The organism is Acinetobacter sp. NBRC 100985 (genome assembly GCF_000241225.1).
In the GTDB taxonomy this organism is placed as follows: domain Bacteria; phylum Pseudomonadota; class Gammaproteobacteria; order Pseudomonadales; family Moraxellaceae; genus Acinetobacter; species Acinetobacter venetianus.
Window position 1 is genome coordinate 1 of record NZ_BAEB01000015.1, and the last position, 14,556, is coordinate 14,556.

A 14,556-nucleotide genomic window follows, 5' to 3' on the forward strand; every position below is an offset into this window, starting at 1 on the left:
ACTAGTAGTGCTTTTTTATATCAGTTGATTTATACGCCTGAACGAATCATGTAATCAAAAGCAGAGAGAGAAGCCTTCGCACCTTCACCTGTTGCGATGATAATTTGCTTGTAAGGTACAGTCGTACAGTCACCTGCAGCAAATACACCTTTAACATTGGTTTCGTTACGATCATTGATCACGATCTCACCACGATTGCTGAGTTCAACCGCACTGTTCTTCAAGAAATCTGTATTTGGTAATAAACCAATTTGTACAAAGATTCCAGCAAGCTCGACAGTGTGTTCTACATCAGTCGCACGGTCTTTATATTTCAATGCTGTGACTTGAGCACCATCACCCACCACTTCTGTACTTAATGCATTCATGATCACAGTGGTGTTTGGTAAGCTATTTAACTTATCTTGCAAGACTTGGTCTGCACGAAGTTTGGTATCAAACTCAACCAAAGTCACATGCTCAACAATCCCAGCTAGGTCAATCGCTGCTTCAACACCAGAATTACCACCGCCAATCACAGCAACACGTTTGCCTTTGAATAATGGGCCATCACAGTGTGGGCAGTACGCCACACCACGAGTACGGTATTCTGCTTCACCTGGCACATTCATTTCTCTCCAACGTGCGCCTGTTGATAGAATGATGGTTTTTGATTCAAGCTTAGCACCATTCTCAAGTTCCACTTCAACCAAACCATTGGCTGTTTGGTCTGCACCAGTGATTTTGCTAACACGTTGCAAGTTCATAATGTCCACACCATATTCACGTACATGCGCTTCCATATCTTGCGCAAACTTCGGACCAACCGTTTTTTGAACCGTGGTAAAGTTTTCAATATCCATGGTATCCATCACCTGACCACCAAAGCGCTCAGCCACGATACCAGTTTTGATGCCTTTACGTGCTGCATAGATCGCTGCTGTACCACCCGCAGGACCACCACCAATCACCAATACATCAAATGCATCCTTGGCATTGATGACAGCCGCATCTTTCTCAGCAGAGTTAGTATCTAACTTAGCCACGATTTCTTCCAAAGTCATACGACCTTGACCGATATGCTGATTGTCTTGGAATACCATTGGCACTGCCAAGATTTTGCGTTCTTCAACTTCATCTTGGAAGAAAGCACCATCAATCATGGTCGCCGTGGTATTTGGATTATTAATCGCAATTAGGTTTAATGCTTGCACCACATCTGGACAGTTATGACAGCTTAAAGATACAAACACATCAAAGTTTGCAGTTAAATTTAAGCCTTTGATTTGAGTTAAAACTTCATCAGAGACTTTTGGGGCATAACCTGATACTTGTAATAAAGCCAAGATCAAAGAGGTAAACTCATGTCCCATTGGTAAGCCAGCAAAGAACACTCGAGGTTGTTCGCCTGCTTTAGCCACACCAAAACTAGGACGGCGAGCGTTTGAACCGTCAAAACGCGCCGTAACTTGATCAGAAAGTTCAGCAATCTCAGTTACCAGCTCTTTGATTTTTTCTGCTTTGTCAGACTCATCTAAAGCAGCAACCAGTTCGATCGGACTTTCTAAACGTTCTAAGTAAGCTTTTAATTGAGTTTTAATATTTTGATCTAACATGTATTTCTCCAAATGCTAAGACTTTAAAATCTACTAAATTCATTCAATGAGGCTATAGTACGCAAAAGCATTAAATAGGTAAAACAGTATGTTTTTATGAGTTTGATCGGATAAACCGAATACAAGGCTAAGCATCAAGTTGATGTGCAATTCGATTACGTCGACTTTTCAAATGAGATGCTAAAAAATATAAAACCATACTTATCGCTATTGTGACGAGCAGCAATCCCCACAACACCACATTTACGATTCGAGCGATACGCTCAGCCTGTTGGGCACGTAAATCCAATGGCTGTGTCATCAATGTAATACTTTTGCCATAGAGCTGTTGTTGCATAACCCATAATTGCTCAGGCTTGAAATCGTACTTTTGGAACTCTGTAGGATTATTTCGCTCTGCATTAATTAGCTGATTTACATAAATATTGGCAGTTTTTCGGTCTATCGGATCATGCAATAAAGCGACTTGCGCCAACACATAAGCTTTCTCAGTTGCAGAAGCATTCGACTGATTCAAATCCTGTGCGATTTGGCTTTCGATAATATTATTTTTATAGCTCATCCACTGCTGATAAGCTTTTTCAGTTTCATCTTGCCAGTCATACTGAATATAACTCATACCTGACCATAACAGTGTGAAAGCAATGATCCAAGCAACGACTCGCAGTGTCCAAGCTTGAAAACGTTGTCGAAAAAAGTTTAATTTTTTTGCCCAACGTAGTAATAAAAATGCACCAATGAATGCAACGAATATTTTTATAAATAACCAGCCAAACCAAGACAGTAAATTAAAAAAATAATCTACTGGCTGTTTAAATGGAATCAGATCTTGAACATGGTAAGGTAAATCCAAAGATTGGATGTGCATAGACAGATCAAAAAAGCGATAGACAAATTCTTTTTGGAAAAACAATGCAGTGATCGTCATTAACACCAAAGCACTGCTTAAAAAAACCAAATCATCAGATGACGTTGGCGTTTTTTTAAAACTACTAAACGCTGATCAATTGGTTGTACACTGAACTCGTCTATCGATGACAACGATCTTTCCTCTGCTTAAATCATGATTGAGAAGATTGGCTATTTTCTAGAACCAGTTGATTCAAACTCTCTTGTAATGCACGTAAACGAGTCGTTGCTTCAGCACGTTTTTGCATTCCTTCTTTCTGAATCTGAATCACATCATTTACAGTTTTAATGAGGGTGTTTTGCACATGTTCAAGGGTTTCGACATCAATCACCGAGCGCTGATTCGCTTTTGCGGTATCGACCGAGTTTTGATGCAATAATTCAGCATTTCGACGCAATAAATCATTGGTCGTGTCATCAATTGCTTTGGCTAACTGCACACTATTTTTTTGTTCCTGCAATGAAATCGCTAAGCTAATCTGGTTTTTCCATGCAGGAAGCGTAATGTTTTTGATCGCATAGAACTTATCAACCAACATTAAATTATTGGATTGAATAATCCGAATCATCGGCAAAGTTTGCATAGCGGATTGTTGTAAAACCTGCAAATCACTGACTCGCTTTTCCAGATTATTTGCCAAATGATTTAAATCATAAATCTGCTGTGTTGTCTGTTGATCTTGCTCTTGAGTTGTAAGTGTTGAAATCTGTTGTTGAATGTCTTGTTGCTTCAATTGTCCAGCAGCAATATAAACACCAAGTTGTTTATATTCATCTTGAACGGCATCAAACATTTTGTCCAAAGTTCCAACCCGTGCTTTCAAACCAGACTGAGAACTTTCAATTTCTTTCACAAGAACATCAATCTGTTCTTTTGTCGTATTAAAGTGTTGGTCAAAACTTTGCTTTGCACCTTTAAACTTACTTAGCAATCCGCCAAAGAATCCTGAACTCTTTGATTTATTTAAAATGCTTGTCGTATTCAACTGCTGTGCAACTTGCACAACTTCATTTAACTTTTGCCCAGTTGCATCTAGGTCTTTATTCTGAACAAGATTAAGCAACTCATCTGTATATGTAGATGTTTTATTGGCAATATTTTTACCATATTCAGCAACAACTGTCGTACTAATGTCAGCAAGCTCTTGATGTGCATCCATTACTTCTGCAAAGTCTTGAATCTGTAAGCCCAATTCTTTCAAGTTAAGTTGTTCAAAGCGTTGCTCTTGATTAACAACCAGTTCATTTGATGAATTGCTCAGTTCTGAATTAGACATAATATTCCCCTCTTATTTCTGTAATGATTTCTTAAGATTTTGAATGAGATGTTCTCTGCTTTTATCCAACTGTTCAAGTGTCTTTGTCGAATTGCTCTCTCGACTTTGTTCCAAATGATAGCGCCATGCTGGAATCAAAACCTGCTGTGCCTCTTTAAAACGATCTAATAAGCTAAATGATAAATGTTGTGATAACTGCATTTGTTTTAATGCAATATCATTACTGGTTTGTAAGGTTTGTAAGGTATTTATTTTTTTAGACAGTCGCTCTACAAAGTGATCTAAAGTTTGTTGCTTACTGAACTGAGGATACTCTTGCAAGAACTCTTCAGCAGCACGAATATACTCAGCCATTTGCTCTCTTAAACCGACAACCTGCTGTAACCGTGATTGAGATTTTTGAATCTCTATCTGTAATTTTTGACTGAGATAATTTGCCTCATCAATTAAACGATCAAAATTCTTTAGGTATTTGATCTGACCAGCATCGTACTCGATGTCGATCCCTAGCCATTTTTGCAATACATTAAATTTTCTTTGGCCCAGATACTTATTTGAACGAGATAGTTGTTGAATAATTTGATGAATAACTTCGCTCAATTGCTGATTCAATTTAGGATCAACACCATTTAAGAGTACGCTTTGAGCTTGCACCAAATGATCAGCATAATGATTTAAACGATGCGGATCATTCAGCAACGGGACTAAATCATTACGCTTAATCGCCAAGATATGTTCTTGATTTATGTCAAGCTGTGATAAAGGAATTAAATCAAGCGGTATGGTCATAGAAGTAGAAAATAGTAAGAACAAATAAATTTGAACATTCTAGTTTTAGCATGTTCTTACTATTTCGCATACTGAATTGTTGTTATGTTTTGCACGATTGTTGATTGTTATTTTTAAAGATTTTATGATTTTTGTGGAATCGCATAGGTTCCAATCACATGAGCAACAGGCTCATCATCATCTAAAGAATAGAGCCAAACCTCACCTGTAACTAATGTTTTACCTACTTTAATCAGTTTACACACTGCCCGAATATTTTGATTCCCATTCGGTTTTCGAAAGAAGTTAATGGTCATGTTGGTTGTAACCGCCATGGTTACCAAACCAATATGACCCATGATTGCCACATAGAGCGCGAAATCAGCCACTAACATCAGTGTTGGGCCAGAAACTGTTTGCCCTGGACGCAAGTCATCAGCATCGATTTGATACAATAACTGAGCGCCTTTATCGGTGATTTCTTCAATGCTGGTTTTTTTAAGTGCTTGTGGAAACTCTTGAGCCAAAAACTCAATTAGTTCATTCTTTCCAATCTTCATCTGCTTTCCAAATTTTTCAATGTGATGTTTTTTAAGATGTCCGTTTCAAATTTTATTCTGCTTGGTTTGAAAGCTCATTTAAAACTTGCCAATATGTCGGCGCTTCTTCGACATGGCCTTTATCGCGCAACATTTGATGCATCTTTGGCAATTTGAAATATGGAACAGTAGCCATCAAATGATGCTCTTTATGGAAATTCACATGAATTGGTGCAACTAAAGCCCGAGCAATATAGCCTGCCTTTGTGGTTCGTGTGTTGGTTAATGCGCTATGACTGGTCTCCATACCAGCATGTTCAGCCATCGAACGAACTCGCAAAAACAATGGAAATGGTGTCAAATAAGCCAGCACCCAAAGTGCATACAGTTTAGGATGCCCTGATGCCCATAAAGCTGAAAATAAAGCTGCATTGGTTACAATCGCACCACCACTATTTTTTAAGAATGTTTTGGGATAATCAAACCAACGACGACCTTCTTGATAAATCCAGCGACGGTCATTCGACACCGTCCACTCCATTTTCTCAACGTCCATCAATACCCGACCAACTGCAAACTTAAATCCAGTCACGCCAGATAAATCACGTATAAATTTACGCATTAACGATTTCTTCGTCGTCGGAAATCCTGTTACAAGCGATAAATCAGGATCATCCATTGTAGAAGTCTTACTATGATGACGCAGATGATGGGCACGATACTTATGCAAATCATTCCAGATTGGACGAGCACACAACCAGTCCGTTAAAGTGTCATTTAACCATTTCGTTTTGAATAAACTTTGATGAGAAGCATCGTGCATGATGATTGCCAAAGCTAACTGACGACCTGCCAGAATAATTAGCGCAGCAATACAGAGTAATAATTTTCCCCAATTCGGTAAATATTCCCAAAATCCGGCCACGGTAGCAAAAGTACCGCCAATGACTGCCCAAGTAGAAAAAACAGCCCAGCCACCATGCAAATCTGATTTAGTTGTTAATTCCGTTATTTCATCTCTCGTGAATAAATCACTGATTGCTATACGCGTATTCATATCCCTTACCTACAATTGTTCTAATTTTATAAATACATAAATCTTAATTTTATTTTAAATTAAGTAATATTTCTGTCAATCTATTAAAATTTATTTTTTAGTAATATTTGTAATCAATCTTTACTCTAAACTGAGTTCATAAAACTTCTGCCACAATTCCAAACCTGTTCGATCTAGCTGTTGAACGCTTGTCGCAAATTGATCTCTTAGTTGCACATCAACAAAATCTTTGGGCAATAACGGATCGTTCATTAATAGTGAAATCGTTTGGCGACCGAGTAATAACGATTCTCTAGCTGCTGCTTCCAAGCTTAATTGACTTACCGTCAGCAACCACTCCTGAATCATTTGACTGTATTTTTTATAGTGCTGATTGAGATGCTCTATTGGCCATAACTGATAGATCTTTTCTACTGTGTCTTGATCAAAATGAGAAATCTGACAAATCTTGGCACTACTCTCTAAGCCTGAAGCTTTTAATTCAGTAAAAAGATGATCAAATGAAATTGCCAAATTATCTGGACGAATATAAATCCCTTGCTCTAATTCTTTAAAACCAAAATGTTTCAACGCTCGTTCTCGACGATTTAAAGCGGTACGATCGACACGACCTAACTCACCTGTAAACACAGCTAAATATTGCTGATTCCATTTTTTGGTTTGTTTAATTCCGTTCTTACGGTTGAGCATCACATCTGCCCACTCATGTGATTGCAAAGTAAATTGATAAACCCCTCGTTCAATCGCCTCAATGACGCCGTCACCAGACAATCGAGTTACCGCGACGCGTATGCTGTTTTCACTAATCTCAAAAAGTTTCCCCGCAATAATAATTTGTTTAATCGAGATCTCACGACCTTGTAACCCTAGAAGTAAATCAATGATCAAATCACGGGCATTCATTTTTGCTATTGTCATGTTGCTATTGAACCAGTTTAAAAATAAAAAGAGCGAAATTAAGGTGAAACAGTTTAACTTAGAATTTGCCTCTTTTAGTCATCTTTCTAAAAGAGGCTTATTTTTAATTATTTATAGGAAAATGAACAATAAAATGATACCAAGCACAATACGATACCAAGCAAACACACGTAAAGTATGGCGTTCAACAAACTTCACTAATGCACTCACTACAAGTAGCGCTGCAATAAATGCCGCGACAAAACCAACACCGATATTCAGCATGTTTTCTTGAGTCAGAACATCCGCATTACGTGCTAAATCAAATACAGCTGCCCCTAACATAGTTGGCATTGCCAAGAAGAAAGAAAACTCGGTAGCTGCTTTACGAGACAAGCCAGAGAACATTCCACCAACAATCGTTGCGCCTGAGCGAGATGTTCCAGGAATCATTGCAACACACTGCGCACAACCCACTAAAAATGCCTGTTTATAGGTAATTTTTGTTGCTTCAGTGGTTTTATGATCAAACTTAATCGACTCAACCCAGAAAATAATTAAACCACCGACTATTAAAGCAATTGCCACAACAAGTGGGCTAAACAATACGCTTTTGATGAAATCAACAGCGAAAATACCAATCACGACAGCAGGGATAAAAGCCAATAAAACACTAAAGGTAAAGTGTCTTGCCTCAGTATCTCCACTAAAGAAACCTTTAATCAAGTCCACAATCTTTTGGCGGTATAACCAACATACCGCCAAAATTGCACCCAGCTGAATAACAACTTCAAATACACGACCATCATCTGAATGGAAGTCAATCATATGACCAAATAAGATCAAATGCCCTGTACTTGAAATGGGTAAGAATTCGGTAAGACCCTCGATAAAACCTAAAAATAAGGCTTTTAAAATTTCAATATGTTCCATAACTTACTCAAAAAGCGTAAATACAAAAATAAAAATAAATGGCAAGCTTACATGTAAATAAGAATATTTTATGTGACTGTCACGTAATAATTTTGACAGCACAATAAGCAAAAATTTATCAGTAGATTCTAGATAATCATCAAGCTGTTTTTCTTTTGCATTTGTTCAACAACATCTTTGGTATCAAATCCTAAACGCCAATACAGCAATTCCAAAACATCTAATTCGTCTTGAGTAATAATCCGATCACTCCACAAGCAGCGTTCAGCAATCGCCAAGATATTTAGACGATCACGTAATAACAGGCCTGAGACATCATTTAGGATTTCAGCTAAATCTAAAGGCTCATCTGAAATATCAGCAAAAGTTTGCATTTCAACTGCGGTTAAAATCTTTCTTAAAATACGTTCACGCACTTCTAACTGATTCGGACTATTGATTTGTTGAACATGCAATAACGCATCAACCAAATGCACAATCTGCGATTTGACATCTTCAAAAGCTGTTGGCAAATGTGCAGGCATCAAGTTTAACTCATGTTTAACACGCTCAAGAAGTAAAGCATCAAGTAAACCAACTTCACCATCTTCCTGAATGATACAAGCAAGCTTAGTTAAAAATTGACGGGCAATACTGGTTGGCATATGACCAATATTTTTACAAGCATCATGGAAAATTTGCACATGAATACGGCCATCAAGATTCAACAAAGCATCTACAATCGCATGGCTCACAGGTGCATCTAGAGGAATAAATTCTCGATATTGACGAATCATCAAGATCGCCACCATCACTTCTCTAGAACCCGTTGCGGTCTGCATAGCACGTTGGATTAACTCTGGACGCTTTTTATTTTTACGCATCTCAGGATTCAAAGGCTTAATGGCATCATTCAACGCAAAACTAATTGGAGACAAACGCAACAGAGGTAAAGGCTGCGGTGAACTCCAAGGTGTCGTAATATCGGTAATTTCTTCTTCTAATGATCGAAACAAACTGAATAAAGGACGATTTCGAAGTTTACGCAAATTCTCTAACTGTAAGTCTTGCAACAGTGTTGGATTCAGTTCGTAAATACGATCTTTAATACTTGGATGAATATTCATCCAGCTTTGCGGACTCAGTGAATTGGCAAAGCACATATGAGAGATTGATTCAGAATAAGCACTATGAATCTGCGAACCAGTATGATGCACATAAATTCGCAGCAAAGTCTGGATATTGGCATTGTTATTCATCAACCGCATAGTTTTCAAATCATTACGAAAAGTTCGACCACTCAAAGTCAAATATTTGATTAAACGAGTAATTAAAATACCCAAACTACCAATCAGCCAAATCACTCCACCGATTGCCACAAAAATCGTTTCAAACTTATTTCGATAGGAAGTTGCATAAGGGTTATAGCCTGCCTGAGCTAATTTACTTCCCCATTGGCTGAACGTTGTTAGTCCACTGTATAAAATTTTAAGCTTGGTGTTTTCAACAGCTTCACCAGATAAAATTTGATTAAACTCATAACTAAGTAAGCCATACAGCTCAAGTTCATCTAAGTTCTGCAAAGCACCCCAAGTTAGAATAATCACGATATCCTGAGATTTAAAACCTGCGGTTAAGGCATTAACACCGACTTCATCGGGCAGTACATACACTGCTGGTGTATCAATTGCAAAACTACGCGCAACTTGCTCTACCACTTTAAGTGCGGTGCTTTCTTCTGGGGTACTTTCATCAAAAACGAGGCGACGTGCTTTTAATTGCTTGGCAAGCGAATGTCCACCTTCACGCAGAACATAAAGTTCAGCACAAACCGACCAGACTAAAACAAAAAAAAGCAGAAAGATGAAATACGGGCTAAGTACGTGCCACCAAATCGGCTGAGTGTAATCAAAGAAATGCACCACCAAACCCAAAATTAAATTGAGAATAAAGACGGTTAATAACATTGCGAGAATACAGAAACTAACTGACCACGCAATATTCTTATTTTCAATTAAATAATGGCTCATTTCTTTCAATGTAAATTTTCCTTATTACATTGTTTCTATCCGAGGCTTTAGCGCCTTCTGTATCATAAAATAAAAAAGCGGGAAATTCCCGCTTTTCTGGATATTAAAAACGATTACTCTTCTTTAATACCTGTTAAATCCACTGAAGCTGCATCAATATTTACATCAATATAACCATCAGTTTTTTTCTTAGCCGTATCGCTACGTTTTAACTCAAGGTTAATTAAATAGTCGTTATCAATGCCACCAGCAACATAAACACCATCAAAGACAGAACAATCAAACTCTCTTAAATCAGGAACTTTGCTTGTACGCACAGCATTTTTCAGATCTTCAATTTCTTGGAAAATTAAACGATCTGCACCGATAATTTCACGAATTTCTTCAACTGTACGATCAGAAGCAATAAGCTCAGATTTTGCTGGCATATCAATACCATACACGTTTGGATATTTCACCATAGGTGCTGCTGAGGCAAAGAATACTTTTTTCGCACCAGAGTCACGCGCCATCTGAATGATTTCATTACACGTTGTACCACGTACAATTGAGTCATCGACTAAAAGAACATTTTTGTCTTTAAATTCAAGCTCTACTGGGTTCAGTTTTTGACGAACTGATTTTTTACGTTGTTGCTGACCTGGCATAATAAAGGTACGACCGATATAACGGTTTTTCATGAAACCTTCACGGAACTTCACGCCTAAAATATTTGCCAACTCTAAAGCTGATGTACGGCTTGTATCAGGGATTGGAATCACAACATCAATGTCATGCTCCTCACCCCATTCTTTTAGGATTTTATGCGCAAGCTTTTCGCCCATTTTCAAACGAGCTTTATAAACTGAAATACCATCAATTGTTGCGTCTGGACGAGCAAAATAAACGTATTCAAAAATACATGGACGGTATTCAGGATTTACTGCACATTGCTTAGAGAATAATCGACCTTCGCTGTCGATAAAGATAGCTTCACCTGGTGCAATATCACGTTCAATTTTGAAACCAAGTGCAGTAATTGCAACTGACTCTGAAGCAATAATATATTCTGTACCTTGATCAGTTTCTCTTGAACCGTAGATCAACGGACGGATACCATTTGGATCACGGAAGCCAACCAAACCATGACCTGTAATCATGGCAACGACACCATAAGCACCTTTACAGCGCTCATGAACGCGAGAAACCGTATGGAAAATATCTTCAGGTGTTGGATTTAAAGTACCAATTTTCTGTAGCTCATGCGCAAATACGTTAAGTAATACTTCTGAGTCAGAATCAGTATTCATATGACGTAAATCTGTTTTAAACAGATCATCATGAATTTCAGCTGCGTTGGTTAAATTACCATTATGTGCAAGCGTGATACCGTAAGGTGAGTTTACATAAAATGGTTGCGCTTCTGCACTGCTAGAAGAACCCGCTGTTGGATAACGTACATGTCCAATACCGTAGTTACCAAGCAAAGCGCGCATATGACGTGTATGGAATACATCGCGCACCATACCATTGTCTTTGCGGAGGAACAAACGCCCTTGATGGCAAGTAACAATACCTGCTGCATCTTGTCCACGATGTTGTAACATCGTCAAGGCATCAAATAACATTTGGTTCACTGGCGATTTACCGGCTATCCCAACAACTCCACACATAGCAACCTCGCGACAAGCTAGGAACGGGGTTTGACCCCAATTAATAAAAAGGATTTTTCGTCGAATGGTCAGCGCGCTGATCCGTAGCAGCACGTTCTGACTCGTCCATTTCAGTTGAAGGGCGATGCAATAGCGCACCTTCAGACTTCATTTGATCTAAAGCTTGATTTGCAGCATCTTTGGAAATTTCAGTCGCCAAAGGAGCATAAGGTAATAAAATCTGAATTAATTTTGACTGTTTCCAGTGGGGAGAACTATCCACCCAAGGTCCTACACCTTGCATGGCGATCAGAACAATCAATAGTCCTTTTAGAGAGCCAAAAGCACCACCTGCTAAACGATTTAATGGGCCCAGTTTTAAACTTTTCAAGAGCCCATTTAAAAGCGCGCTAACAATCCATGTACACACAACAATGATCAATACAATAAAAGCAAAAGCTGCAATTTTTTGTACAACAGGGTCTTGGCTGAGACTGCTCATTGCAGGTGCCAATATAACTGCGTACTTTGCCCCAATGATCAATGCAAATATCCATCCGACCAAGTTCGCAAAGGCTTTAATAAATCCTTGACGCAAACCGTTTAGCCCTCCAATGAGCAAAATGATCAGAATAATGATATCAAGCGTGTTCATTTCACACTGTCATCGCGTTAACACAATCTTTAATAAGCGTTGGACCCGTATAAATAAGGCCACTATAAACTTGAACCAAGCTCGCTCCTGCTTGCTGTTTTGCTACAGCTTGCTCACCATTTAAAATACCACCAACACCAATGAGTGGAATCTGTCCGTTCAGCACTTCAGCAAATTGACCTAAACACTCCGTACTCTTTTCAAATACTGGTGCACCAGACAATCCACCTGCCTCATTACCATTTGGAAGATTTTCAACACCATCACGACCAAGCGTCGTATTCGTCACAATAAGACCATCAATTTTGAACTGAATGAGTTGAGCTGCAATAAATGAAATATCTTCTGGTGTAAGATCAGGAGCAACTTTGAGCACTAAAGGAACATAATGATTATATTGTTCAGCAAGTTCTAGCTGTCGACCTTTCAAAGTTTGTAATAACTCTGTAAGTGCATCACCACTTTGCAAGCTACGCAGATTTTTAGTGTTTGGAGAGGAAATATTGACTGTAATATATGAAGCGTAATTATATACTTTTTCTAAACAAATCAAATAATCAGAAACAGCTTCTTCGACAGGAGTATCCGCATTTTTTCCAATATTAATTCCTAAAATCCCTTTAAACTTTGCTGATTTAACATTTTCAATCAGTTTATCAACACCATCATTATTAAAACCCATACGGTTAATAATGGCTTTTGCTTCAGGAATACGGAATAAACGTGGCTGAGGATTGCCGGCTTGAGGACGCGGAGTGATTGTACCAATTTCGATAAAACCGAAACCTAATGCTGCTAAAGCATCGATATGCGCACCATTTTTATCCAAACCCGCAGCTAAACCAACAGGATTTGGAAACTCGATACCCATGCAAGTTACAGGTTTTGCAGCAACTTTTTGATGCATAAAACCCAACTTATGCGCTTTATCAAGCATAGAAAGTGTGAGTTCATGTGCACGCTCTGGCGCTAAAGTAAACAACAAAGGGCGAGCCAATGAATATAACATACCAATCACAGTCTACTGATTTTCAAGTAGGCATATTATAGGCATAGGCTTAACAAAACGCCATGCCTGACAAGCGCTTATTTTGTAGAGTCGTTGCTTTAATGTTCCTTGAATATACAACTATGAAAATAACTCAATACAAATCCTCTATTTTTTATTTACATCTCTATCAAATAAAAATAGGTAAGTACCTTCGAGTACTTACCTACTTGTTATTCATGCATGATGTGTTATTTCCAAGAATAGGAAACACCAGCACCTACCGCGGTTGTATTGCCATTATTAAAGCCAGTTGAGAATGCACCTTTAATTGCAACACCATTATCAAAGTAATGACTTGCCCCCACTGCGATCGCGGACTGACTATCGTAATAACCCATACCTACACCAACAGTTGAAGCTCCTGCTTCTGCAGGCATCGGAATATTTGTCATTGCACTAATACCTGCAATACCTTGTGCAGCAATATCACGATTCTTTCTAACGGTTTGATTGGTTTGATCTACACGATTTGATACATCCCTAAAACTATTTTCTAGATCAGTCACTTTTGTATCAGTGTAAGCTTTCGCATCTGATAATACTTTAGCATCAGCAGTTTTGTACTCTTGTCGCATGACGGTTTCACGGCTATCTGTATAACCTTTAGCGCTACTTAAAGTTGCCTGATCACCAACATCAGCATACGTTTTAGCATCACTTAGAACTTTTGCATCAGCATCTTTCATTTGTTTGAGGTTAACTGCATCAGTATCTTGAACACCCGCTGCCACATGAATAATTTGACGCTCTTGACCTGATGCACCAACTGATACAGTGTTATCTCGATCTGAAGCAGAATCATTACCCAACACAACAGCATTTTTAGCTGAAGTATTTACATTATTACCAACTACAAAAGTTCTATCCCCTGTGATGGTATTGTCATTGCCGACTGCATAACTGTCGTTTGCCTGAATTACGTTTGGATCGCCGAATGCCCCTGAGCGGTTTCCTTCAACTTTGTTACCTTTACCCACTACAGTATTCGATTCTCCTGTTGCAGATGCTCCTGAACCAACAACCGTATTATTATTGCCATCAGCTATAGCACCATCGCCCAATGCTGTTGCACCTGCACCTGTCGCTTTTGCACCAGTACTAGATTCATTAGCTTTCGCATCTAAGAATGGTGACGAACCACCTTGACCTTGCTGTCCCTCTATCCATTGCTGTTCTGTGCCCGTATAGCCATTATCAACCGCAATTTCATAAGCACTCTTACCTGTCGCTCCAGT

Annotated in this window: 12 protein-coding genes and 1 pseudogene; all 13 read right to left on the reverse strand. The window is 38.6% G+C overall.

All coding sequences use genetic code 11. The features are described 5' to 3' along the window. Nucleotides 1–29 precede the first annotated feature (29 nt). Entirely contained in the window at nucleotides 30–1,595 is a 1,566-nt protein-coding gene (ahpF, locus tag ACT4_RS04785) for an alkyl hydroperoxide reductase subunit F (RefSeq protein ID WP_007480199.1), read from the reverse strand. Nucleotides 1,596–1,722: 127 nt separating this feature from the next. Beyond that, nucleotides 1,723–2,636, reverse strand: a pseudogene (locus ACT4_RS04790) (hypothetical protein). A gap of 20 nt (nucleotides 2,637–2,656) precedes the next feature. Beyond that, nucleotides 2,657–3,781, reverse strand: coding sequence for a toxic anion resistance protein (locus ACT4_RS04795; protein WP_007480201.1), 1,125 nt, complete (start codon nucleotides 3,779–3,781; stop codon nucleotides 2,657–2,659). A gap of 12 nt (nucleotides 3,782–3,793) precedes the next feature. Beyond that, nucleotides 3,794–4,570, reverse strand: a complete 777-nt coding sequence (locus tag ACT4_RS04800; RefSeq protein ID WP_004878814.1) for a hypothetical protein — start codon at nucleotides 4,568–4,570, stop codon at nucleotides 3,794–3,796. Nucleotides 4,571–4,692: 122 nt separating this feature from the next. After that, nucleotides 4,693–5,109, reverse strand: coding sequence for a PaaI family thioesterase (locus ACT4_RS04805; protein WP_007480202.1), 417 nt, complete (start codon nucleotides 5,107–5,109; stop codon nucleotides 4,693–4,695). Nucleotides 5,110–5,161: 52 nt separating this feature from the next. Next, nucleotides 5,162–6,145, reverse strand: a complete 984-nt coding sequence (locus ACT4_RS04810; RefSeq protein ID WP_007480203.1) for a fatty acid desaturase family protein — start codon at nucleotides 6,143–6,145, stop codon at nucleotides 5,162–5,164. A 120-nt stretch (nucleotides 6,146–6,265) separates the two neighbouring features. After that, complete coding sequence (locus ACT4_RS04815; protein ID WP_004878811.1) at nucleotides 6,266–7,063, reverse strand: PaaX family transcriptional regulator C-terminal domain-containing protein; 798 nt, start codon at nucleotides 7,061–7,063, stop codon at nucleotides 6,266–6,268. Nucleotides 7,064–7,174: 111 nt separating this feature from the next. Next, nucleotides 7,175–7,975, reverse strand: a complete 801-nt coding sequence (locus ACT4_RS04820; RefSeq protein WP_004878810.1) for an undecaprenyl-diphosphate phosphatase — start codon at nucleotides 7,973–7,975, stop codon at nucleotides 7,175–7,177. Between the two features lie 128 nt (nucleotides 7,976–8,103). Continuing rightward, nucleotides 8,104–9,993, reverse strand: a complete 1,890-nt coding sequence (locus tag ACT4_RS04825; protein ID WP_007480205.1) for a M48 family metalloprotease — start codon at nucleotides 9,991–9,993, stop codon at nucleotides 8,104–8,106. Between the two features lie 104 nt (nucleotides 9,994–10,097). Beyond that, nucleotides 10,098–11,636: an amidophosphoribosyltransferase gene (gene purF, locus ACT4_RS04830; protein WP_004878808.1), complete on the reverse strand. Its 1,539-nt coding sequence runs from the start codon at nucleotides 11,634–11,636 to the stop codon at nucleotides 10,098–10,100. 40 nt (nucleotides 11,637–11,676) lie between these two features. Further along, nucleotides 11,677–12,270 carry a CvpA family protein gene (locus ACT4_RS04835; protein WP_007480206.1) on the reverse strand — a complete coding sequence of 198 codons (594 nt, stop codon included), beginning with the start codon at nucleotides 12,268–12,270 and terminating at the stop codon, nucleotides 11,677–11,679. Between the two features lies 1 nt (nucleotide 12,271). Beyond that, nucleotides 12,272–13,279, reverse strand: coding sequence for a quinone-dependent dihydroorotate dehydrogenase (locus tag ACT4_RS04840; protein WP_034604616.1), 1,008 nt, complete (start codon nucleotides 13,277–13,279; stop codon nucleotides 12,272–12,274). A 230-nt stretch (nucleotides 13,280–13,509) separates the two neighbouring features. Next, nucleotides 13,510–14,556 (reverse strand): YadA family autotransporter adhesin (locus ACT4_RS04845; protein ID WP_007480208.1); only part of this gene is annotated, 1,047 nt, incomplete at its 5' end.

Excerpts from the sequence above, each read along its gene's own strand:
- ACT4_RS04795 (WP_007480201.1), bottom strand. The coding sequence starts at position 3,781 with ATGTCTAATTCAGAACTGAGCAATTCATCAAATGAACTGGTTGTTAAT.
- ACT4_RS04815 (WP_004878811.1), bottom strand. The coding sequence starts at position 7,063 with ATGACAATAGCAAAAATGAATGCCCGTGATTTGATCATTGATTTACTT.
- ACT4_RS04800 (WP_004878814.1), bottom strand. The coding sequence starts at position 4,570 with ATGACCATACCGCTTGATTTAATTCCTTTATCACAGCTTGACATAAAT.
- ACT4_RS04820 (WP_004878810.1), bottom strand. The coding sequence starts at position 7,975 with ATGGAACATATTGAAATTTTAAAAGCCTTATTTTTAGGTTTTATCGAG.
- ACT4_RS04810 (WP_007480203.1), bottom strand. The coding sequence starts at position 6,145 with ATGAATACGCGTATAGCAATCAGTGATTTATTCACGAGAGATGAAATA.
- ACT4_RS04840 (WP_034604616.1), bottom strand. The coding sequence starts at position 13,279 with ATGTTATATTCATTGGCTCGCCCTTTGTTGTTTACTTTAGCGCCAGAG.
- ahpF (WP_007480199.1), bottom strand. The coding sequence starts at position 1,595 with ATGTTAGATCAAAATATTAAAACTCAATTAAAAGCTTACTTAGAACGT.
- purF (WP_004878808.1), bottom strand. The coding sequence starts at position 11,636 with ATGTGTGGAGTTGTTGGGATAGCCGGTAAATCGCCAGTGAACCAAATG.
- ACT4_RS04835 (WP_007480206.1), bottom strand. The coding sequence starts at position 12,270 with ATGAACACGCTTGATATCATTATTCTGATCATTTTGCTCATTGGAGGG.
- ACT4_RS04805 (WP_007480202.1), bottom strand. The coding sequence starts at position 5,109 with ATGAAGATTGGAAAGAATGAACTAATTGAGTTTTTGGCTCAAGAGTTT.